This window comes from Isoptericola sp. 178 (assembly GCF_030586525.1).
GTDB lineage: Bacteria > Actinomycetota > Actinomycetes > Actinomycetales > Cellulomonadaceae > Isoptericola > Isoptericola sediminis.
Map to the genome: position 1 here is coordinate 844,968 of NZ_JAUQYN010000002.1, position 22,243 is coordinate 867,210.

Annotated in this window: 20 protein-coding genes; 7 read left to right on the forward strand and 13 right to left on the reverse strand. The window is 73.4% G+C overall.

The window, feature by feature from the left end:
* Position 1: 1 nt before the first annotated feature.
* Positions 2-463 (reverse strand): hypothetical protein, encoded by a 462-nt coding sequence (locus Q6349_RS08435; RefSeq protein ID WP_304603673.1) that lies wholly within the window; start codon positions 461-463, stop codon positions 2-4.
* A gap of 117 nt (positions 464-580) precedes the next feature.
* Positions 581-1,756 (reverse strand): MFS transporter, encoded by a 1,176-nt coding sequence (locus tag Q6349_RS08440; protein WP_304603674.1) that lies wholly within the window; start codon positions 1,754-1,756, stop codon positions 581-583.
* 156 nt (positions 1,757-1,912) lie between these two features.
* Between Q6349_RS08440 and Q6349_RS08445 the strand changes: the two genes are divergently transcribed.
* Together Q6349_RS08445 and Q6349_RS08450 are read left to right on the forward strand one after the other, a co-directional pair.
* Positions 1,913-2,572 (forward strand): TetR/AcrR family transcriptional regulator, encoded by a 660-nt coding sequence (locus Q6349_RS08445; protein ID WP_304603675.1) that lies wholly within the window; start codon positions 1,913-1,915, stop codon positions 2,570-2,572.
* Positions 2,573-2,643: 71 nt separating this feature from the next.
* Positions 2,644-3,648 (forward strand): HdeD family acid-resistance protein, encoded by a 1,005-nt coding sequence (locus Q6349_RS08450; protein WP_304603676.1) that lies wholly within the window; start codon positions 2,644-2,646, stop codon positions 3,646-3,648.
* 3 nt (positions 3,649-3,651) lie between these two features.
* On the opposite strand, the gene Q6349_RS08455 is transcribed toward Q6349_RS08450, so the two are convergent.
* From Q6349_RS08455 to Q6349_RS08485, 7 genes are read right to left on the reverse strand one after another with little or no spacing between them, the layout of a single operon-like run.
* Positions 3,652-5,139, reverse strand: a complete 1,488-nt coding sequence (locus tag Q6349_RS08455; RefSeq protein ID WP_304603677.1) for an NAD-dependent succinate-semialdehyde dehydrogenase — start codon at positions 5,137-5,139, stop codon at positions 3,652-3,654.
* A gap of 2 nt (positions 5,140-5,141) precedes the next feature.
* Entirely contained in the window at positions 5,142-5,957 is an 816-nt protein-coding gene (locus tag Q6349_RS08460) for an aldolase/citrate lyase family protein (RefSeq protein WP_304603678.1), read from the reverse strand.
* Positions 5,942-6,754: a 2-oxo-hept-4-ene-1,7-dioate hydratase gene (gene hpaH, locus Q6349_RS08465; RefSeq protein ID WP_304603679.1), complete on the reverse strand. Its 813-nt coding sequence runs from the start codon at positions 6,752-6,754 to the stop codon at positions 5,942-5,944. The genes Q6349_RS08460 and hpaH overlap by 16 nt, the downstream gene beginning before the upstream one ends.
* The gene (gene hpaD / locus Q6349_RS08470) at positions 6,751-7,884 is read right to left on the reverse strand and encodes a 3,4-dihydroxyphenylacetate 2,3-dioxygenase (RefSeq protein ID WP_171247794.1); all 1,134 of its coding nucleotides are present in this window, start codon (positions 7,882-7,884) and stop codon (positions 6,751-6,753) included. The genes hpaH and hpaD overlap by 4 nt, the downstream gene beginning before the upstream one ends.
* Positions 7,885-7,913: 29 nt before the next feature.
* The gene (hpaE, locus tag Q6349_RS08475; protein ID WP_171247793.1) at positions 7,914-9,425 is read right to left on the reverse strand and encodes a 5-carboxymethyl-2-hydroxymuconate semialdehyde dehydrogenase; all 1,512 of its coding nucleotides are present in this window, start codon (positions 9,423-9,425) and stop codon (positions 7,914-7,916) included.
* Positions 9,422-10,144 carry a GntR family transcriptional regulator gene (locus Q6349_RS08480; RefSeq protein WP_304603680.1) on the reverse strand — a complete coding sequence of 241 codons (723 nt, stop codon included), beginning with the start codon at positions 10,142-10,144 and terminating at the stop codon, positions 9,422-9,424. Before Q6349_RS08480 ends, hpaE begins: the two co-directional genes overlap by 4 nt.
* Positions 10,141-11,595: a fumarylacetoacetate hydrolase family protein gene (locus Q6349_RS08485; RefSeq protein ID WP_304603811.1), complete on the reverse strand. Its 1,455-nt coding sequence runs from the start codon at positions 11,593-11,595 to the stop codon at positions 10,141-10,143. The genes Q6349_RS08480 and Q6349_RS08485 overlap by 4 nt, the downstream gene beginning before the upstream one ends.
* A 131-nt stretch (positions 11,596-11,726) precedes the next feature.
* On the opposite strand from Q6349_RS08485, the gene Q6349_RS08490 reads away from it, so the two are divergent.
* Entirely contained in the window at positions 11,727-13,106 is a 1,380-nt protein-coding gene (locus Q6349_RS08490) for an MFS transporter (RefSeq protein WP_304603681.1), read from the forward strand.
* A 109-nt stretch (positions 13,107-13,215) separates the two neighbouring features.
* Positions 13,216-15,111, forward strand: a complete 1,896-nt coding sequence (locus Q6349_RS08495; RefSeq protein ID WP_304603682.1) for an FAD-dependent monooxygenase — start codon at positions 13,216-13,218, stop codon at positions 15,109-15,111.
* A gap of 91 nt (positions 15,112-15,202) precedes the next feature.
* Here Q6349_RS08495 and Q6349_RS08500 read toward each other — a convergent pair whose 3' ends face one another.
* From Q6349_RS08500 to Q6349_RS08515, 4 genes are all read right to left on the reverse strand, one after another.
* Positions 15,203-16,843 carry a thiamine pyrophosphate-binding protein gene (locus Q6349_RS08500; protein WP_304603683.1) on the reverse strand — a complete coding sequence of 547 codons (1,641 nt, stop codon included), beginning with the start codon at positions 16,841-16,843 and terminating at the stop codon, positions 15,203-15,205.
* A 228-nt stretch (positions 16,844-17,071) separates the two neighbouring features.
* Entirely contained in the window at positions 17,072-17,578 is a 507-nt protein-coding gene (locus Q6349_RS08505) for a GNAT family N-acetyltransferase (protein WP_304603684.1), read from the reverse strand.
* A gap of 20 nt (positions 17,579-17,598) precedes the next feature.
* Positions 17,599-17,919 carry an AzlD domain-containing protein gene (locus Q6349_RS08510; protein WP_304603685.1) on the reverse strand — a complete coding sequence of 107 codons (321 nt, stop codon included), beginning with the start codon at positions 17,917-17,919 and terminating at the stop codon, positions 17,599-17,601.
* Positions 17,916-18,617: an AzlC family ABC transporter permease gene (locus tag Q6349_RS08515; protein WP_304603686.1), complete on the reverse strand. Its 702-nt coding sequence runs from the start codon at positions 18,615-18,617 to the stop codon at positions 17,916-17,918. The genes Q6349_RS08510 and Q6349_RS08515 overlap by 4 nt, the downstream gene beginning before the upstream one ends.
* 105 nt (positions 18,618-18,722) lie before the next feature.
* On the opposite strand from Q6349_RS08515, the gene dapA reads away from it, so the two are divergent.
* From dapA to Q6349_RS08530, 3 genes are all read left to right on the forward strand, one after another.
* The gene (gene dapA, locus Q6349_RS08520; protein ID WP_304603687.1) at positions 18,723-19,643 is read left to right on the forward strand and encodes a 4-hydroxy-tetrahydrodipicolinate synthase; all 921 of its coding nucleotides are present in this window, start codon (positions 18,723-18,725) and stop codon (positions 19,641-19,643) included.
* Positions 19,644-19,669: 26 nt separating this feature from the next.
* Entirely contained in the window at positions 19,670-21,355 is a 1,686-nt protein-coding gene (locus tag Q6349_RS08525) for a ribonuclease J (RefSeq protein ID WP_304603688.1), read from the forward strand.
* Between the two features lie 87 nt (positions 21,356-21,442).
* Positions 21,443-22,222 carry a DUF4328 domain-containing protein gene (locus Q6349_RS08530; protein WP_304603689.1) on the forward strand — a complete coding sequence of 260 codons (780 nt, stop codon included), beginning with the start codon at positions 21,443-21,445 and terminating at the stop codon, positions 22,220-22,222.
* Positions 22,223-22,243 lie beyond the last annotated feature (21 nt).

The following is a 22,243-nucleotide window of genomic DNA, read 5'->3' on the forward strand; positions in this document are numbered from 1 at the left end:
CTCACCGGGCCGGCCACCGCGTCCAGCAGTACAGGTGGTGGCGGACGTCGGCGGCCCGGCACGCGAGCTCGCCGAGACCCTGGAGGGCCCGTGCCAGCTCCTCGGCGTCGCCCGCGTGCTCGCCCCCGTGCACCCAGCGGTGCGCCGCCTCGCCGAGCTCGTGGGGGGACGCCGCCGCCAGGTGCGCAGCCAGCTCGTCGGCGACGGTGACGACGAACGGGCCCTCGTCGCGGCCGTCGACGACCTGCCCGTGGCGCGCGGCGCCGGTCACCTCGCCGTAGGGCAGCCCGAACGTGGTGCCGGCCAGCACGGCGAGGGCGACGAACGGGTCGACGGACGGCAGGGCCACGGTGTCGAAGAGCGGTTCGCCCGAACCGCGCGTCGGTGTGCTGGGCCCGTCCTCGACCTGCAGCACCGTCGCGGCCAGGGCGTCGGAGGGAGCGGCGAAGTAGTCCGTGATCATCGGTTCCGTCGGACTCGCCAGACGCCGCCGCCTGCTGCTCGGACCTGCGGACCCATCCCCGACGTCGGACATGCGCCCAGCCTGCCATCAGGGTGCTACGGCATCGTCACGCGCGGGTTACCGCGCGGGGTCGTGCGGGAACGCCTGCCGTGCCACGACGACCACGGCACCGGCCAGCGCCATGGCCGACGCCCCGGTCCAGGCGAGGGTCGCCAGACCCGGTCCCGCGACGACCACGGACCCCACGGCCGCCCCCAGACCGATGCCGAGGTTCGAGGTGGCGTTGACGAACGCCCCGGCGACGTCGGCGCTCGCACCGCGGGCCCGCAGCGCCAGCGTCTGGAAGGCGGCCGGCACCGCCCCGAACGCGGCGAGCCAGACGGCCGCACCGACCAGCACCACGCCCTGGTGCGGCAGCCCCAGCGCGACGGCCGCCAGGGCGAGCACCATCACGGCGATCGTGGCGAGGGTCAGGGTCCGTGGCCTGCGGTCCAGGTAGCGGCCGGCCGCCCACAGGCCCAGGATCCCCAGGGCACCGAAGACGAGCAGGGTCGGGCCGACCGCGGCCTCGCCGAGCCCCGTCGCGAGCAGCAGCAACGAGATGAACGTGTAGACGGTGTACTGGCCCACGAACAGCAGGGTGTTGGTGCCGACGACGACCCCGAGGCGCGAACGCGCGCCACGGGCGTCGGAGGAGGCGCCCTCGCCCGCACCCGGCGCGACCTCCACCGGGGGCAGCAACCGGGCGACGAGGACCGCGGTCAGCGCGCAGACGCCGGCCAGGACGGCGAAGGACCACCGCCAGCCGACGGCCGCCCCCAGCGAGGTGGACAGCGGGACGCCCAGGACGAACCCGAAGGTGCCGCCGGTGGTCACGAGCGTCACGGCGCGTCCCGTGTACAGGGGCGAGACCAGCCGGGCCGCGTAGGCGATGGACACCGAGAAGAAGAGGGCGTGCCCGAGGCCGCCGAGCGTCCGGGCGGCCACGACGACGCCGAAGGACGGTGCGACGGCGGCGAGCAGGTTCGCGGCGGTGTAGACGACGACCGTCGTGAGCAGGAGCGGCTTGCGGGCCAGGCGCCGGGTGGCCAGCGTCAGCGGCACCGCGCACGCCGCGACGACGAAGGCGTAGACGGACACCAGCAACCCGGCGGTGGACTCGGGGACGCCGAGGCCACCCGCGAGCTGCGGCAGCAGGCCGACCGGCAGGACCTCGGTCGTGATGGCGACGAAGTTCGCCACCGCCAGGACCGTGATCCCCGCGGCGGCGTCCCGGACGGTGCGGTGTGTCACCGGGACATCCTGTCACCGCGACGTCGGGCCCGGACGTCGGCCGGGGTGGGGAGTGGCGGTCATCACGGTTCGTCGACCGGTCCAACGGGCACTTACCGACTGGTCGGGGTTCGCGCGACCCTGGCATGATGGCCACGTGACGGGCGAAGGAGTGCGATGACGACGACGGGTGCGACGCCGCAGGCCGGAGCCGCGCGGGCGGGGGGCTACGCCCGGGGACGCAGGAAGCGCGAGCAGATCCTGCAGGCGGCGATCACGCTGTTCGGGGAAGCAGGCTTCCACGGCACCTCGCTGCGGGACATCGCCGGTGCCGCCGGCATCTCCCATCCCGGCCTGCTGCATCACTTCCCGACCAAGGCCGCGGTGCTCGAGGCGCTCCTGGAGCACCGCGACGCGGTCGACGAGGCGGACCTCGAGGCGGACCGGGAGCGGGGGACCGACCTCTTCACCGCGCTCGTGCACCTGATGGAGCGCAACGCGCTCCGGCCCGCCATCGTCGACCTGTACACCTCGGTCGCCGCGGAGGCGACCTCCGCGGACCACCCCGCGCACGCGTACTTCGAACGGCGATACGCCCGGACGGTCGCGCTGATCGTCGACGAGCTCGCCGCCCGCCGGGACGCCGGCGAGCTCGTGCCCGGACTCGACCTCGAGACCACGGCACGCTCGCTCGTCGCGATCATGGACGGCATGCAGCTGCAGTGGCTGCTCGCCCGCGACCTCCCACGCGCACAGCGCCCGGACATGGCGGCCACGCTGGGGGCCTACCTCGACCTGATCCTCGTCACCCCGCCGCAGGACGCCCCCGCTCCCTGAGGCTCCCGGGCGCGTCCGCGCCGGTGCGCATAGCATGGCCGCAGGTCAGCAGGCATCGACGAAGGGCTCGCATGGCACGCGACGACGCACCCACCCCGGACGAGACGGTCGACGCGACGCCGCCGGACCCGCACAACCCCTTCCGGCGGATCTGGTGGCTGCCCGTGCTGCGGGGCACGGCCTTCATCGTGCTCGGCCTGCTGCTGATGATCGAGCCGCTCGAGGAGCTGGAGATCCTGCGGCTGCTCATCGGGATCTTCCTGGCGTTCGACGGGGTGCTGGTCCTGGTCCAGTGGGTGGCGCACCGTCGGCAGGTCGGATCCGCCTGGTGGCTCGCCCAGGCGGGCGTGAACATCGGCTTCGGTGCCGCCGTGGCCCTGTGGCCGGACCTGACGCCCACCCCGCTCTACTACGTGCTCGCCGTCTGGGCGATCGTGCTCGGCGTGGTGGCGATCATCGGCGGGGCCGCGCTGACCCGGAACCGCGACCTCGGCTGGCCGTGGATGGTCGCGTTCGGGATCACGGCGACGCTGTTCGGGCTGCTGCTGGTCACCCGGCCGCTGGACTCCCTCGACGTGCTCCGGCTCGTGGCGATCGTGTTCGCCCTGTTCGCGTTCGTGGCCGGGGCGCTGGACATCGTCTCCGGGTTCGCCGTCCGGTCGGTGGCACGGGAGCTGAGCAGCCTGCGGGAGCAGGCCGAACGGGTCGGCGTCACCGTGACCGGGGGGTCCGTCCTCGGGTCCGCGAACCCGCAGGTCACCCCCGCGCGGGCCTCCGGTCCGCCGTCCGCCGGCGCCCTCACGGACGGAGGCGGCTCCGGCACATCTCCGGCGTCGGAGCCCGAGGACCACTCCGCCTCGCCCGAGGACGACTCCGCCTCGCCCGTGGCACGTCCCGCCACGCCGGGCGCGGACGCGATCACCAGCGGTGGCTCCGCCGCGGACGACAGCCGCACCCCGCCCTCGGCCGACGAGCACGGCCCGCACGACGCGACGGCCGACGGGACCGAGGAGCGCGCGGACGGCACCGCGACGCCGGAGCGGTCGCCGCGCCGGTGGCGGGGCGACCGCTCCTGAGGACTACGCCAGCGGCATGCCGACGTACTGGGTCTCCTGGTACTCGGCGATGCCCTCGAAGCCGCCCTCGCGCCCGATCCCGGACTGCTTCATGCCGCCGAAGGGCGCCGCGGCGTTGGAGATGACCCCGGCGTTGAGCCCGAGCAGACCGAACTCCAGGCGCTCGGCGAACCGCAGACCCCGGGGGACGTCGCGGGTGAACACGTAGGACGCCAGCCCGTACTCGGTCGAGTTCGCGAGCGCGACGGCCTCGTCCTCGCTGGAGAACGTCGCCACGGGGGCGACCGGCCCGAAGATCTCCTCGCGCATGCAGCGCGCGTCCGGCGGCACGTCGCGCAGCAGGGTCGGGGAGAAGAAGTGCCCGGTGCCGTCCGGGCGGTCACCGCCGACGACGAGCGTCGCGCCGCGCTCGACGGCGTCGTCGACGAACGCCTGGACGGAGTCGACCGCCGACGGCTCGATGAGCGGACCGAGGGTCACGCCGTCGTCCAGCCCGTTGCCGACGACGACGTCGCGCAGCTTCTGCGCGAGCCGGTCGACGAACGCGTCGGCGACGTCCTCGTGGACGTACATCCGGTTGGCGGCCGTGCAGGCCTCGCCGCCGTTGCGGAGCTTGGCGGCCAGCGCCCCGTCGACGGCGGCATCGAGGTCGGCGTCCTCGAAGACGACCAGCGGGGCGTTGCCGCCCAGCTCCATCGACGTGCGCAGCACGTTCGTCGCGGCGTCGCGCAGGAGCGACTGCCCGACGGCGGTGGAGCCGGTGAAGGACAGCTTGCGCAGGCGCGGGTCGGCCAGGATCGGTTCGCTCACCGTGGAGGCCGACCGCGAGGGCACGACGTTCAGCACGCCGTCCGGCACCCCGGCCTCCACCATCAGCCGGGCGAACAGCATCGAGGTCAGCGGGGTGAGCCGGGCCGGCTTGAGGATCGTCGTGCACCCGGCGGCCAGCGCCGGGGCCACCTTGCGGGTCGCCATCGCCAGGGGGAAGTTCCACGGCGTGATGAGGAACGACGGGCCCACGGGGCGACGCTGCACGAACATGCGCAGGCTGCCCTCGGGGGTGTGCGTGTACCGGCCGACGTCCTGGGTGGCCTGCTCGGCGAACCAGCGGACGAACTCGCCGCCGTAGGTCACCTCGCCGCGGGACTCGGCCAGCGGCTTGCCCATCTCGAGCGTCATGACCGTGGCCAGGGTCTCGGCGTGCTCCTGCACGAGGTCGAAGCCCCGGCGCAGGATCTCGGCACGTTCCCGCGCCGACGTCGCGCCCCAGGAGTCCTGCGCCGCCGCCGCGGCGTCCATGGCGGCCTGCGCGTCGTCCGCGGTCGCGGAGGCGACCCGGACGAGCTCGGTCTCGGTGGCGGGGTTCTCCACGGCGAATGTGCCGCCGTCCGACGCGTCGCGCCACTCGCCGCCGATCAGCAGACCGGTCGGGACGGCGTCCAGGGCCTCCGGGACCAGGTCCCGGGTGCTGGGCGTGCTGCTGGTGCTCATGGTCACTCACCTTCCTCGGGGGACGTGCGATGGTCGGCCCGGCGCGCGACGAGTCGGCGCGCACCCTGGGCGACGAGGGTGACGTCGGCGCCCACGGCGACGAACGCCGCCCCGGCCTCGACGTAGCGGTCGGCAATGGCCGGGTCGAACGCGTTGACCGCCACGGGGGTGCCGGCGCGGTGCCCGGCCTCGATCGCGGCGTGCACGGCGGCCACGACCTCCGGGTGGTCCTGCTGGCCCAGGTGGCCCAGGGACGCCGCGAGGTCCGCGGGACCGACGAGCACGGCGCCCACGCCGTCGACGGCGGCGATCGCCTCGGCCGCCTCGACACCCGCGCGGGTCTCCAGCTGGACGACGAGGGTGATCCCGTCGTCGGCACCGTCCAGGTAGCCGTTGACGCCGTTCCAGCGCGAGGAGCGGGCCAGGGCGCTGCCGACGCCGCGGATGCCCGCGGGCGGGTAGCGCACCGCGCGGACGGCCTCGGCGGCCTCGGCGGGGGAGTCCACCATCGGCACCAGCAGGTTGGTGGCCCCCAGGTCGAGGACCTGCTTGATGCGCACGGGGTCCCCGGACGGCACCCGGACGAGCGTGGCCACCGGGTAGGCCGCGGTCGCCTGGAGCTGGCCGAGGACCGTCGTCAGGTCGTTGGGCCCGTGCTCGCCGTCGACGAGGACGACGTCCAGGCCGCTGCCGGCGAGGATCTCCGCGGCGAGCGGGCTGCCGAGGGACGACCAGGCCCCGACCAGGGCTCGGCCCTCGGAGGCGGCGGCGTCCAGGAGGTCGGCCAGGGAGGTGTCGGTGCTCAGACGAAGCGGCATGTCACGGCTCCCAGCTCGGCGTAGTCGGCGTGCACGGTGTCACCGGGGTGCACCCAGGTCGGTCGGGTGAACGACCCGGCCAGGACGGTCTCGCCCGCGGCCAGGAAGTCGCCGTGAGCCGCCAGCTTGTCGGCCAGCCAGGCGACGCCGGCCGCGGGATGGCCGAGCACGCCCGCTGCGACGCCGGTCTCCTCGATCGTCTCGTTGCGGTACAGCAGCGCCGGGACCCACCGCAGGTCGACGTCGTCGGGTCGCACGGGCCGCCCGCCCAGGACCATCGCGCCCATCGCGGCGTTGTCGCTGATGGTGTCGACGATGGTGCGCCCCGGCATCTCGACGCGGGCGTCGAGGATCTCCAGCGCGGGGACGACGCGTTCCGTCGCGCGCAGCACGTCCGTGACCGTGACGCCGGGTCCCTGCAGCGCCTCGCCGAGCACGAACGCCAGCTCGACCTCGACCCGGACGTTGGACCAGGCGGCGTGCTCCACGATGCTGCCCGACTCGAGCACCATGTCGTCGAAGATCACCCCGTAGTCCGGTTCGGTGATCCCGGTGGCCGCCTGCATGGCCTTCGACGTCAGGCCGATCTTGTGCCCCACGACGCGTCGGCCCGCGGCCTCACCGCGCTCGCGCCACGTGCGCTGCACGGCGTAGGCGTCGGCGACGGTCATCCCGGCGTGCCGCGCGGTCAGCAGCGGGACGGGGGTCCGGGTGCGCTCGGCCTCGGCGAGCTCGTCCGCGATCGCCGTCACCGTGCGGTCGTCGAGCGTCCGCTCGCCGTCGGGAGAGCTGCTCACAGCGTCGCCCCGAGCTTGAACCCGTGCTCCGTGTCGCCCTTGCGGGTGTAGGAGAAGCCGTCGGCGCCGATGGTGACCTCCATCTCGCTGTCGTCGGTCCGTGACGTGAGGGGCTGCAGCTCGCCGTCGAGGTCGAGCACGCGGGAGGCGTCCGTGTACCAGCTCGGCACCACGGGGTTGCCCCACCAGTCGCGGCGCTGGTTGTCGTGCACGTCCCAGGTGACCACGGGGTTGTCCGGGTCGCCCGTCCAGTAGTCCTGGGTGTAGATCTCCACGCGGTGGCCGTCGGGGTCGCGCAGGTACAGGTAGAACGCGTTGGACACGCCGTGGCGGCCCGGCCCGCGCTCGATGCTGTCCGTCATCCGCAGCGCACCGAGCTTGTCGCAGATCGCCAGGATGTTGTGCTTCTCGTGGGTCGCGAACGCGACGTGGTGCATGCGCGGTCCGTCGCCGCCGGTCATCGCCGTGTCGTGGACGGTCGGCTTGCGGCGCATCCATGCCGCGTAGGTGGTGCCGGCCTCGTCCTGGATGTCCTCGGTGACGCGGAACCCGAGGTTCTCCATGTACGCCACGGCACGCGGGACGTCCGGCGTGACCTGGTTGAAGTGGTCGATGCGCACCAGCGCGCCCGGGGTGTGCCGGTCGTAGGCCCAGGCGAGCCGCTCGACGTGGTCGACCTCGTGGAAGAACTCGTAGGGGAAGCCCAGCGGGTCCGTCACGCGCACGGAGTCGCCGACGCCCTTGACCCACCCGTCGGTCCGGCGCTCGACCCGGCAGCCGAGCTCGGTGTAGAACGCGACGGCCCGGTCGAGGTCCTCGGGTGTGCGCACGCGGTAGCTGAACGCCGCCACGGCGGCCACCGGCCCGCGCCGGAGCACGAGGTTGTGGTGGATGAACTCCTCGAGGCTGCGCAGGTAGACGGTGTCCTCGTCCTCCTCGGTCACGACGAGGTCCAGCACGTCGACGTAGAACCGGCGGCTGGCCTCGAGGTCGGTGACCACGAGCTCCATCGAGGCGGCGCGCACGACGTCCGGCGGCGGGCTGGACGGGGTGGGCACCGGGTCCGTCGTGCGGATCGGGGACTCGTCGGTGACGACGGGTTCGGGGGTGTTCGGGTCGAGAGTGCTCATGCGGGGCGTCCTTGCCTGGTGCGGGAGTGTCAGTTCTTGCCGAAGGTCGGGTTGTGGACCGCGCCGAGCGTGATGTGCACGGCCTGCTGGTCGGTGTAGAAGTCGATCGAGCGGTAGCCGCCCTCGTGCCCCAGACCGGAGGCCTTCACGCCGCCGAACGGGGTACGCAGGTCGCGCACGTTGTTCGAGTTGAGCCAGACCATCCCGGCCTCGATCGACTGGGAGACGTTGTGGGCTCGCTTGAGGTCGTTCGTCCACACGTAGGCGGCCAGGCCGTAGCGGACGGCGTTGGCGAGCTCGACGGCCTCGGCCTCGGTGTCGAACGGCGTGATCGCCACGACGGGTCCGAAGATCTCCTCCTGGAAGATGCGTGCGTCGGGTGCCACGTCGGCGAACACCGTCGGTGCGACGAAGTTGCCGGTCGGGAAGCCCTCGGGACGTCCGCCGCCGGCGACCAGGCGGCCCTCGGACCGGCCGAGCTCGACGTAGCCCATGACCTTCTCGAAGTGCTCGGGGTGCACCAGTGCGCCGACCTCGGTGTCGGGGTCGTGCGGGTGGCCCACCACGACGCGCCGTGCCTGCGCCGCGTAACGCTCGACGAACTCGTCGTACACGGACCGCTCGACGAGGATCCGCGATCCCGCGGTGCAGCGCTCGCCGTTGAGGGAGAAGACGCCGAAGATCGTCGCGTCGATCGCGGCGTCGAGGTCGGCGTCCGCGAACACGACCGCGGGCGACTTGCCGCCGAGCTCCATCGAGAGGCCCTTGAGATGCGGGGCGGCGTTGGCGAAGATCACCTCGCCGGTGCCGGACTCGCCGGTGAAGGAGATCAGGGGGACGTCCGGGTGCTTGACCAGCGCGTCACCGGCCTCCTCGCCCAGGCCGTTGACCAGGTTGAACACACCGGCGGGCACCCCTGCCTCGGCGAAGATCCCGGCCCACAGCGACGCGGACAACGGGGTGAACTCGGCCGGCTTGAGGACCACCGTGTTGCCCGTGGCGAGCGCCGGGGCCAGCTTCCACGACTCGAGCATGAACGGGGTGTTCCAGGGCGTGATCAGCCCGGCCACCCCGATCGGCTTGCGGTTGACGTAGTTGATCTGGCGTCCGGGCACCTTGAAGGTGTCGTCGCTCTGCGCCACGACCAGGTCGGCGAAGAACCGGAAGTTCTCGGCCGCGCGACGTGCCTGCCCGAGAGCCTGCGTGATCGGCAGGCCGGAGTCGAAGGACTCCAGCTCGGCGAGCCGGGCGTCACGGGACTCCACCAGGTCGGCGATCCGGTGCAGCACGCGGGAGCGTTCGCGCGGCAGCATGCGCGGCCACGGACCGTCGACGAACGCGCGCCGGGCGGCGGCGACGGCGGCGTCGACGTCGGCCTGCTGCCCGGCGGCCGCGGTGAGGTAGGTCTGGTTGGTCACCGGGTCCAGGACCTCGAACGTCTCGCCACCGATCGAGTCGACCTCGTGGCCGTCGATGTAGTGGCGGATCCGGTCCGGGAGCCCGTCGGGGCGGTGCGGTGCGTCGGTGGCGGGAGCGGTCATCGGTCCTCCTGGTGGTGCGGTCGGTGGGCCGCCTGGTAGGCGAGCACCGCGTCGAGGGTGGCGGTGCGGTGACGGCGTGCGGTGAGCTCGAGCTCGGTGGCCTCGACGCGGCCCGCCTGCAGGTCCTCGACGAGGTCGAGGATCCGGTCGTGCTCGGCGACCGACTCGTGCGCCCGGCCCGGCACGAACCCGAACGACGAGTCGCGCAGGACCTTCATGCGGCGCCAGCCGCGGTGGACGAGGTCGAGGACGTGCGGGTTGGGGCACGGCTCGAACAGCACGGCGTGGAACTCGAGGTTGAGCTCGGTGACACGGTGGGGGTCGAAGTCGGCCAGGCTCTGGCGCATCCGGGCGTTGACCTGCCGGGCGGCCCGGAGCTGGTCGGCCGTCAGCAGCGGAGCGGACAGCGCGGTCGCGAATCCCTCCACGAGAGCGAGGGTCTGCATGGTGTGCTGGTACTCGGCCTCCTGGACGAGCGCCACCTGCGCGCCCACGTTGCGCTCGTAGGTGACGAGCCCCTCGGCCTCGAGCCGCCGGACCGCCTCGCGGACGGGGACGACGGAGACGTCGAGCTCACCGGCGATCTGGGAGAGCACCAGCCGGTAGCCGGGTCCGAGCGTCCCGTCCTCGATCCGGTCGCGCAGGTAGGTGTACGCGCGCTGCGACTTGCTCACGCCGCCCGCGGTGAGGCGCGCGTCGTCGGCGGTGGGGGTGCTCACCGGTCGCCCTCCCGCTCGGCCTCGTAGCGCGCGCGCCAGTGCGCGTCCATGGGGAACAGGCCGTCGACCGGTGCTCCCTCGGCCACCTGGCGTGCCACGAAGGCGTCGGCGGCCTCGGCCTCCTCGGCCTCGGCGAGGACCTCCTCGACCAGCGCCGCCGGGATGACCAGGGCGCCGTCCCGGTCGCCGACGACGACGTCACCCGGCTGGACGGCGGCGCCGCCGCAGGCGACGGTGACGTCGGTCTCCCAGGGCACGTGGCGGCGGCCGAGCACCGACGGGTGGGGGCCGGCGGAGAAGACGGGCAGGCCGATCTCGGCGACCGCCTCGGCGTCGCGCACACCGCCGTCGGTGACCACGGCGGCCGCGCCGCGCACCTTCGCGCGCAGGGCCAGCACGTCGCCCACGGTCCCGGTGCCACGCTCCCCCCGGGCCTCGACGACGAGCACCTCGCCGGGGCCGACGGTGTCGAAGGCGCGCTTCTGGGCGTTGTAGCCGCCGCCGTGCGCGGCGAACAGGTCCGGTCGGAACGGCACCAGCCGCAGCGTGCGGGCGGGACCGACGAACCGGTCGTCGGGGTGCAGCCCGTGCACCCCTTCGAGGAAGACGTCGGTGTGGCCGCGCCGGCGCAGCGCGGCGGAGAGGGTGGCCACGGCCACGGTGGCGAACCGGGCGCGCTGGTCGTCGGTCAGCACCGGCGCCGGAGCCGGTGCTGCGGTCGCCGGCGGCTCGGTGCCCCAGGCCTCGGCACGCTGCGTCGCGTCGACCGCCGGCTGGGAGCCGAAGTCTCCGAAGGGTGTCGTGCCCGAGGTCACGCGGGTGACCAGACGTCCGCTGGTGGGTGCGCCGGGGGAGCCGGGAGCGTCCACCTCGACCTCGACGGTCTGGCCCGGCACGACGACGGAGGAGCCGGCAGGCGTCCCGGTGAGGACGACGTCGCCGGGCTCGAGCGTGAAGTGCTGGGACAGGTCGGCGACCAGGCGCCCGACGTCGAACAGCAGCGTCGCGGTGGAGTCCTCCTGGACGAGCTCGCCGTCGACCCAGGTGCGCACGCGCAGGCCCGCAGGATCGACGTCGGCGGCGGGGATCCAGTGCGGACCGAGCGGAGTGAAGCCCTCACCACCCTTGGAGCGCAGGTTGGACCCCTTGTCGGCGCTGCGCAGGTCGTACAGGCCGAAGTCGTTCGCGGCGCTGACGGCCGCGACGTGCGACCAGCCGTCGGCCGGGTCGACCCAGCGCGCCGGGGTGCCGATCACCACGGCCACCTCGCCCTCGAAGGCGAGCAGCTCGGTGCCGGCCGGACGTTCGATCGTGGCGTCGCTCGGCGCGAGCGAGGAGACCGGCTTGAGGAAGTAGGACGGCTGGCTCGGCGTCCGTCCGCGCTGTGCCGCGCGCGACTGGTAGTTGAGGTGGACGGCGATGATCTTGCCGGGCGCGAGGCCGTCGGGCAGCAGCGTTTGTGCCGCGGCCGACGGGCCGGCCGAGGTGTCGTCGTCGGTGACCACAGGAACCCCCTTGTCGTGTCGTATCACTCATCGTATACGATGCGGGCCTCGAGCGGAATCGACAGAGGAGTCCCCGCATGACCGTGAGCACCGTCGCCACGACCCCGACAGATCGGCGCGAGCTGCGCCGGGTCGCCTTCGCGACCGTCATCGGTACCACCATCGAGTGGTACGACTTCTTCCTGTACGCCAGCGCCGCGGGCCTGGTGTTCAGCGCACTGTTCTTCGAACCGGCCGGCTCCGCGGTCGGCACCCTGCTGGCCTTCGCGACCGTCGGCATCAGCTTCCTGTTCCGGCCGCTGGGGGCATTCCTCGCCGGTCACTTCGGCGACAAGATCGGTCGCAAGGCCGTGCTCGTCGTGACGTTGATGCTGATGGGGGGCGCCACGACGCTGATCGGGCTGCTGCCGACCTATCAGCAGATCGGCATCCTGGCCCCGATCCTGCTGGTGCTCCTGCGCATCCTGCAGGGCCTGTCCACCGGCGGCGAGTGGGGCGGCGCCGTCCTCATGGCCGTCGAGCACGCGCCGGACGGCCGGCGCGGCCGCATGGGCGCCTTCCCCCAGATCGGCGTCCCCATCGGTCTGCTGCTCGCCTCCGGTGTGCTCGCGCTCATGACCGGCGTCGTCTCGCCCGGCGACGCGTTCGTCGAGTGGGGCTGGCGGATCCCGTTCCTGCTCAGCGTCGTGCTGATCGTGGTCGGCATCGTGGTGCGGCGCACGGTCGAGGAGAGCCCGGTGTTCGTCGAGATCGCCGAGAAGAAGTCCGCCGCGCGCACGCCGGTCACCACCCTGTTCCGTCAGCACTGGCTGCTCGTGCTGCTCGCCGCCCTGACCTTCGCGGGCAACAACGCCGCGGGGTACATGACCACCGGCGGCTACCTGCAGAACTACGCCACGACCCCGCTGGACGAGGGGGGTCTGGTCGGGATGGACCGCACGCCGGTGCTCCTGGCGGTGGCCGGCGCGTCCGTCGTCTGGCTGGTGTGCACCTACGCGGCCGGTGTCGTCTCCGACCGCATCGGGCGACGCAACACCTACATCATCGGCTGGCTCGCGTTCCTCGGCACCGTGTTCCTGCTGTTCCCGCTGGTGAACACGGGGGACCCGTGGCTGCTGTTCCTGGGCGTCTCGCTGTTCGCGGTGGGCAACGGCTTCACCTACGGCCAGCAGGCGGCCTACTTCGCGGAGCTCTTCCCTGCCTCGATCCGCTACTCCGGGGTGTCCATCACCTACGCGATCGGTGCGATCCTCGGCGGCGCGTTCGCCCCGACGATCGCCGCCTGGCTCGTGCAGACCACCGGCAGCGCCACCTCCGTCGCGTTCTACATCGCGGGGATGATGGTGGTCGCCTTCGCCGCCACCCTGCTCCTGCGCGACCGCACCGGCATCCCGCTCGGACCGGAGCACGAGGCCGAGCAGGTCGCCAGCCCCGTGTTCGGGCTGCCCCGAGCCTGAGACCCCGGCAGGACGGCGCCGGGCGCACCGGCGCCGTCCTGCCGAGGATGTGTTGGATGATCGAACCCCGGCGACGCCGCCGGGACATCGAGGACGATGAGGAGCACCCGTGCAGTTCCACCACCACGGCTACGTGTCCGGCGACCCGCGGGTCCTGCCCGCCGCCGGGACGGGCCTCGACCGGCCCGCCGAGCTGCCCGACGAGGTCGACGTCCTCGTCGTCGGCTCCGGCCCGGCGGGCATGCTGCTCGCCGCGCAGATGTCGCAGTACCCCGACGTCACGACCCGCATCATCGAGCGGCGGCCAGGACGGCTCGTGCTCGGCCAGGCGGACGGCATCCAGCCGCGCAGCGTCGAGACGTTCCAGGCCTTCGGGTTCGCCGAGCAGATCACCGCCGAGGCCTACAACATCGGCTGGATGAACTTCTGGGGCCCGGACCCCGACGACCCGGGCCGGATCGTGCGCACGTCGCGCACGGAGGACTACGGGCTGAAGATCAGCGAGTTCCCGCACCTCATCGTCAACCAGGCGCGCGTCCTCGACTACTTCGCGCAGGCGGCCGCGAACGGTCCCGCCCGGATCGCGCCCGACTACGGCGTCGAGTTCCTCGGGCTCACCGTGCACGAGGGGCCCGACGCCGGCCCGTATCCCGTCGAGGTGCGCGTCCGGGAGACGGCCGGCGACCTGCCGGGCCGGGAGCGCACCGTCCGCGCGAAGTACGTCGCCGGGTGCGACGGCGCCCGCAGCGCCGTGCGCGAGGCGATCGGCCGCCGCCACGTCGGCGAGTTCGCGGCGCACGCCTGGGGCGTGATGGACGTGCTGGTGAACACCGACTTCCCCGACTGGCGCATCAAGTGCGCGATCAACTCCGAGGCCGGGAACATCCTGCACATCCCGCGCGAAGGGGGATACCTCAGCCGCATGTACGTCGACCTCGGCGAGGTGCCCGAGAACGACCACCACGAGGTGCGCAGGACGCCGGTCGAGGAGATCATCCGGCGCGCCAACGAGATCCTCACGCCCTACACGCTCGACGTGGTGGACGTCGCCTGGCACAGCGTCTACGAGGTCGGGCACCGGGTGACCGACCGGTTCGACGACGTCCCCGAGGGCTCGGAGCGCACGCCGCGGGTGTTCCTCACCGGGGACGCCTGCCACACGCACAGCGCGAAGGCGGGGCAGGGGATGAACGTCTCGATGCAGGACGGGCTGAACCTCGGCTGGAAGCTCGGCTCCGTGCTCACGGGGCTCAGCCCCGAGTCCCTCCTCGCCACCTACTCGTCCGAGCGGCAGCCGGTGGCCCAGGAGCTGATCGACTTCGACCGGGAATGGTCCAGCCTCATGGCGCGCAAGCCGGAGGAGATCTCCGACCCGACCGAGCTCGCCCAGCACTACCTCGCGACCTCCGAGTTCCCCTCGGGGTTCATGACCCGGTACGCGCCGTCGATGATCGTCGGCGAGCCGACGCACCAGGAGCTGGCCGCCGGGTTCCCGATCGGCAAGCGGTTCAAGTCCGCCGAGGTGACGCGGGTCGCCGACGGCAACGCCGTCCACCTGGGCCATCACGCCCGGGCCGACGGCCGCTGGCGCCTCTACGCGTTCGCCGACGCCTCCCGCGCCGGCGAGGACTCGGCGCTCGCCGCGTGGGCGGCGTGGCTCGACTCGGCGGAGTCGCCGGTGTCGAGGCACACCCCGGCCGGGGCCGACGTCGACGCCGTCTTCGACGTCAAGGTGGTCTACCAGCAGGCCTTCCAGGACGTGGACCTCGCCGGTGTCCCCGGGGTGTTCCGCCCGCGGACCGGTCCGCTCGGACTCATCGACTGGGAGAAGGTGTTCGCCGCGGGGCCCACCGTGTGGACCGGCGTCGACATCTTCGCCGAGCGGGAGCTGTCGCGCGACGGCGTGGTCGTCGTCGTGCGCCCCGACCAGTACGTGGCGCACGTGCTCCCGCTGACGGCCACCGACGAGCTGGCCGCGTTCCTGGACGGGGCCTTCGGGAACTGACACGGACGGCGGGGCCGCCGGCGGCGGCCCCGCCGTCGTGGGGGAGCGGTTCGCGGCGCTGCGTTCGCGCGGCGCCGGTGTCGCCGCGGTGTCAGCGCCGGTTCACGCGCAGGATCTCCTCCTGGTACGGCGCGACGACGGTGGGGGAGACGCGGCAGTCCAGCAGGAGGAAGCGGCGCTCGTCCTCCGGTTCCTCCCGCCAGGTGGCGAGCCGGTCGAGGTCCGCCAACGAGCGCACGACGATCCCCTCGGCGCCGACGGCGCTCGCCAGGGCCGCGAAGTCGGTCTCCGGGATGCGCATCGGACCCTCGGCGAGCCCCTGGCGCCCGTACACGTGCACCTCGGCCCCGTAGACGGTGTCGTTCCACACGACGGCGATCCCCCGGCCGCCCGCGGTACGGACCGCGGTCTCGAGGTCGGCCAACGCCATGAGTCCGCCGCCGTCGCCGGTGGTGAGCACCACGGCCGACCCCGGGCGGGCCGCGGCCGCGCCCGGCACGCTGGCCAGGCCGAGCCCGATCGACTGGTACGCGGTGCCGACCATGATCATGCGGTCGGGGGAGGCGACCGGCCAGTACATGTTGGCCCAGCCGATGAAGTGGCCGCCGTCGGAGACGACGACCCGGTCCTGCGGCAGCAGGTGCGCGAGCCGGTGGGCCACCGAGCGGGGGTCGAGGCGTCCGTCCTCCGCGAGGCCGTCGGCCGGCCCGGTCTCGTACTGCCGCGCGGGGGCGGCGTCCACGGACTCACGCCAGCCGGACGGCGTCGCGCCGAGCGCGGCGAGCTCGTCCACCAGCGCACGGGCCACCAGGGCCGCGTCACCGCGGATGAACCCGCCCACGTGCCGGTGGGTGGCGGCCTCGGCGGTGTCCACCTGGACGACCCGCGTGCCCGGGGCGAACAGCTCGCCGAACCGCATCGTGAACTGGTTGAGCGACGCGCCGAACACGACGACGACGTCCGCCTCGTGGGCGAGCTTCATCGCGCCGTCGGCCCCGAACCCTCCGGCCACGCCGAGGTCGTGGCGCGCGTCGGGGAAGATGCTGCGCCCCAGGGCGGTGGTCATCGTCAGCGCGCCGGTGGCGTCCGCGAGCTCGCCGAGCGGTTCGCCCGCCTGCGCCAGCCACGCCCCGCGGCCGGCGAGCAGCAGCGGCCGCTCGGCGTCCACGAGCGCCTTGGCGAGGTGGGAGATCGCCGCCCGGTCGAACGGGCCGTCCGGAGCGGCCGGCTGCGGCAGCACGGGCTGCGGGGCCTCCGGCACGGGCCCGGCCTCGCGCGCCGCCACGTCGTAGGGGACGGCCAGCACCACCGGGACGCGATAGGTGAGGGAGTGCTCGATCGCGATCACCGTGGTCGCGGCGGCGTCGGTGCGCCCGACGGTGTAGGTCCGTGCGCCGACGGCCGCCGCCAGGGCGATCTGGTCCACGTCCCACGGCCGCGGGCCCGACGTCGGCTCGTCCCCGGCGAGCAGCACGAGCGGGACGCGGGCCTGCGCCGCCTCGGCCAGGGCCGTCAGCGTGTTCGTGAACCCGGCCCCATAGGTGACCGTCGCGGCGGCGATCCGGCCGGACGCGCGGTAGTGGGCGTCCGCGGCCACGACGGCACCGGCCTCGTGGCGCACCGCGGTGAACCGGCAGGAGGTGTCGTTCTCGAGCGCGTCGAGGAACCAGGCGTTGCCGTTGCCCATGACACCGAAGACGTGGTCGACGTGCTGGGCGAGGGTGCGTGCCACGTGGGCAGAGACATGGGTGTGCGAGGTGGGCACGAGATACTCCGGTCAGTGACGGATGAGGGATGCAGTCCGTATGTGCCCGGGTCGCGCCCGTCGTCGGGCCGCCCGTGCGCCCCTTTTTCGAGCGCAGGCGATCTGTCCACCTTGACCCGGTCGAGTCTAACGGCTCGCCGGACCATCGGCCAGGACCGGGCGCCTCGTCGCCGACGCCCGCCGTGGGCCCGGGCGTCAGATCGAGGCGGACCAGCGGCGTTCGACGACGTCGCGCACCCCGGTCGCCAGGGACCGTTCCGTCCCGTCGGGGCCGAGCCCGGAGGACGACAGGAACCGTTCCCGGCCCTCGTCGCCGTCGAGGACCCAGGTGACGACCTCGCTCTCGCCGTCGGTACGCAGCCGGTCCACGGCGGCGGCCAGCAGTCGTGAGCCGTGCCCGCCGCGCCGTGCGTGCGGGACGACCTCCAGGGACATCACCTGACCGGGGGCCACCGCGGCGAAGCCGACGACGACCGGGCCGTCCAGCGCGACGAGGACTGCGAACCCCGGCCCGGGCGGCCGGCGGATGGCGTCGGCCCAGCGCTCGGTCATGGCCGCGGTGTCGAGGGCGTCGACGGCGCCCCCCAGCACGTCGGCGTGGGTGGTGCGCCAGGCCTCGACCTGGATGCGGGTCACGGCCTCCTCGTCGCCGGCGACGGCGGGCCGCACCGAGACGTCGGCGGTCTCCTGGAACAGTGCCATCGTTCCACCCTAGTGCGGGCTCAGCCCCACCCGAGCGCTCGCAGGCCGGCCGCGGTGGCGGCGGCGAGCACGATCACCAGGACGAAGGGCGCGCGCAGGGCGAGGGCGACCGCCGCCACGGCCAGCGCCGGCAGGCGGGCGTCGACGACGAGCGCCGTGCCGTCGGCGAACGTCTGCACCACGACGAGCGCCACCAGCAGCGCCACGGTCACCAGCACCGAGGTGCGCTGCACCCGGTCGGTGGCGAGCCAGTGCTGCGGCACGTGGTGGCCGGCGAGCTTGAGGCCGAGGCTGACCACCGAGGCGACGAGCACGGTCAGCCAGAGGGCGGCGGGGGTCACCGGTCACCTCCCGTCCGGGTCCCCGGTGCGGGGGCGAGCAGCCCGACGACGACGGCGGCCGCCGCGGCCGCCAGCACCGGGACGCCGGCGGGCGCGACCGGGACCAGCGCGGCCGCGACCAGGACGGCGAGCCCGGCCACGAGGCGACCGCTCCGGGTGGCGAGCCGCGGCCAGACCAGCGCCAGGAAGGCCGCCCCCGCCGCCGCGTCCAGGCCCCACGCCCGGGGGTCGCCGAGGGCGTCGCCGGCCAGCGCCCCGAGCAGGGTGCAGGCGTTCCACAGCACGAAGACGCCCAGGCCGGTCGCCCAGAACCCCGCCCGCACGGCCCGCGGGTCGCGCTGCGCCACGGCCACGGCGGTGGACTCGTCGATCGTCAGGTGGGCGGCGGCCCACCGGCGCCAGCCGCGCAGGCCGAGCAGCGGGGAGACCACCGCCCCGTACAACGTGTTGCGGACGCCGAGCAGGCTCGACGTGGTCACCGCGGCCAGCGGTGTGCCGCCGGCGGCCACGACCCCGATCAGGGCGAACTGCGAGCCGCCGGAGAAGAGCAGCAGGCTGAGCACGGCGGTCTGGGCGACGGAGAGTCCGGCCACGACGGCCAGCGCACCGAAGGAGATGCCGTACAGACCCGTGGCGACGGCCACGCCGGCACCCTGGCGCACGGCGGCCGAGACCGCGGGGGAGAGGGGGAGGGACACCGGGTCATCGAACCACGCTCCCGACCCACCGGTCGCGCCCGGCGTGGCGCGACAATCCGTGGACACCGGCGTCGCATCGGGGCCCTCGACAGGTACGGTGTTCCCATGACACTGCCCGGCACCCCCGAGCGCCCGTTCGGCGCGGTCCTGACCGCGATGGTCACGCCCATGACGGCGACCGGGGAGATCGATCTCGAGGCCGCGGGTCGCCTCGCGACGCGGCTGGTGGACGCGGGGAACGACGGCCTCGTGCTGTCCGGGACGACGGGCGAGGCGCCCGTGACCCACGCCCCCGAGAAGGCGGCTCTGGTGCGCGCCGTCGTGGACGCCGTCGGCGACCGCGCGACGATCCTGTCCGGTGCCGGCTCGAACGACACCGCGCACGCGGTCCGGATGGCCGAGCAGGCCGCCGAGGCCGGTGCCGACGGGCTGCTCGTCGTGTCGCCCTACTACTCGCGGCCCACCCAGGAAGGGCTGTACCAGCACTTCGCGACCGTGGCCGGTTCCACCGACCTGCCGGTGATGCTCTACGACATCCCCGGTCGCGCCGGCGTGCGGATCGCCCCGGCGACCTACGAGCGGATCGCCGCCCACCCGCAGGTCGTGGCGACCAAGGACGCCACCGGCGACGTCGGGTCCGTGCCCGCGCTGCAGAAGCTCACCGGGCTCGCCTGGTACTCCGGCGACGACGGGCTGCTGCTGCCCTTCCTCGCCCACGGCGCGGCCGGGATCGTCTCGGTGTCCGCCCACCTCGTCGGCGACCGCTTCGCGGAGGTCGTGCGACGCTTCACCGACGGTGACCACGCCGGGGCCCTCGAGGTCTTCAGCACGACGCTGCCCGTCCTGGCCGCCATGAACGGCGCCGGTGCGCAGGCCGTCATGGTCAAGGCCGCCCTGGAGCTCCTCGGTGTCCACCACAACCGCGAGCTGCGCCTGCCGAACGTCGCCGCCACGGACGACGACGTCATCGCGCTGCGCGCCTCCCTCATCGCCGGCGGGATCCTCGAACCCGCCACCACCCACTAACGACACGACACAGGCCAGGAGGCCCCGTGAGTCACCCTCACCCCGAACTACCCCTGCCCCCCGAGCTGCCGGCGAACGGTCTGCGGATCGTCGCCCTCGGCGGGCTGGGAGAGGTCGGCCGCAACATGGCCGTCCTCGAGCACCGCGGCCGTCTGCTCATCATCGACTGCGGCGTCCTCTTCCCCGAGGACCACCAGCCGGGCGTGGACCTGATCCTGCCCGACTTCGACTACATCGCCGACCGCATGGACGACGTCGAGGCGATCGTGCTCACCCACGGCCACGAGGACCACATCGGTGCCGTGCCCTACCTGCTGCGGCTGCGCCGCGACATCCCGATCTACGGCTCCCGGCTGACCCTCGCGTTCATCGAGGCCAAGCTCAAGGAGCACCGGATCAAGCCGGTCACCCACGTCGTCGCCGAGGGGGACACGGTCCAGCTGGGGGAGTTCGGCTGCGAGTTCGTCGCCGTCAACCACTCCATCCCGGACGCGCTGGCCGTCGCGGTGACCACCGCCGCCGGCACCGTGCTGCACACCGGCGACTTCAAGATGGACCAGCTGCCCCTGGACGGCCGCGTCACCGACCTGCGGGCCTTCGCCCGGCTCGGCGAGAAGGGCGTCGACCTGTTCATGGTCGACTCCACCAACGCCGAGGTGCCCGGCTTCGTGACCAACGAGGCGGACATCGGCCCGGTGCTCGACAGCGTCTTCGCCCAGGCCGAGAAGCGCATCGTCGTCGCCTCGTTCTCCTCGCACGTGCACCGCGTGCAGCAGGTGCTCAACGCCGCCCACGCCCACGGCCGCAAGGTGGCGTTCGTGGGGCGCTCGATGGTGCGCAACATGGGCATCGCCGCCGAGCTCGGCTACCTGGACGTCCCCCCGGGCGTGCTCATCGAGCTCAAGCAGGCCACCAACCTGCCCGACGACCAGGTCGTGTACATGAGCACCGGGTCCCAGGGCGAGCCGATGGCGGCGCTGAGCCGGATGGCGAACGGCGACCACCAGGTCAACGTCGGCCACGGGGACACCGTGATCCTCGCCTCCTCGCTCATCCCGGGCAACGAGAACTCCGTGTTCCGGGTCATCAACGGCCTGACCCGGCTGGGCGCGCGCGTCGTGCACTCCGGCAACGCCAAGGTGCACGTCTCCGGGCACGCCAGCGCCGGTGAGCTGCTCTACTGCTACAACATCCTGCGCCCGAAGAACGTCATGCCCGTGCACGGCGAGGTGCGCCACCTGGTCGCCAACGCGGCGCTCGCGGTGAAGACCGGTGTCCCGGCCGACCACGTGGTGCTCGCCGAGGACGGGGTCGTCGTCGACCTGGTCGACGGCCAGGCCTCCGTCGTCGGTGCCGTCCCGTGCGGCTACGTCTTCGTCGACGGGTCCTCCGTGGGCGAGGTCACCGAGAGCGAGCTGAAGGACCGTCGCACCCTCGGCGAGGAGGGTTTCGTCTCGGTCTTCGCCGTCGTGGACACCGCCACCGGCAAGGTGCTCGCGGGTCCGCAGATCCTCGCGCGCGGCATGGCCGAGGACGACGCCGTGTTCGAGGAGATCATGCCTGACGTGGTCCAGGCACTGGAGGAGTCGATCGCCGGCGGCGCCACCGACACCTACCAGATGCAGCAGATCATGCGCCGCGTCATCGGCCGCTGGGTGAACCGTCGCCTGCGGCGTCGCCCCATGATCGTGCCGGTGGTCGTCGAGGCCTGACGGCCGCGGACGGGTCGGGCGACTTCACCCGCTCCGGGGATGGTTGGCGCTACTGTGGCGCGACTTGTCCCTTTCTTGGAGTTCGTGATGAATCAGCCTGACCCGTTCGTGCCCCCAGCCGGTGCGCTGCCTCCGGCGCCCGAGGCCCCCGGCCCCGCACCCGCCCGCCCGCAGGAGCCGGCCTACGGGGCGTACGCCCCGGCTGCGCCGGCCGCGGGGGCGGTCCGGACGGGTCCCTGGCACCCTGTGCCGGCCGTCCCCGCCGGGCTCGCAGGGTGGACGATCGGCCTGGCCGTCGCCTGGACCGCCTTCCAGGGCCTGGCCTTCTGGGCATCCTTCGCCGCCGCCGACGCGTACGGTCGTGCCGTGGACGCGGGGGCCAGCGTCATGGACGTCTTCACCTGGTACGACGTCGTGAGTCTGCCGTTCCTGATGGTCCAGGTCGCGACGTTCGTCGTGGCCTGCCTCTGGCTGCAGGAGAGTCGGGCGGTGGCCGTCGCCGTGCTGCCGCGGGAACGTCACGTCCGCCGCCCCCTCTGGATCTGGTTCGGATGGGTCGTCCCCGTGGTCTCGCTGTGGTTCCCCTACGAGGTCGTCCGGGACGTCCGGTCCGGGACGACGGGGCTGCGCGGCGCCCCGGGCCTGGGTCTGTGGTGGGCGTCCTGGCTGGTCGCGATGTGGGCGTCGAACCAGACCGGTCTGGCAGGCGTGGGTCTCGGCGTCCTCAGCGACCACCCCTCGATGTTCCCCTTCGTCGAGGGTGTCGCCACCGTCGCCACGGCGGTGGCGTGCGTGCAGTGGATCCGCATCGTCCGGGAGATCACGGCTGCCCAGCGCGCGCGCCTGGAGGCTCCCGGGGCGGCGTGACGTCCGCCACGCCCGGCAGAG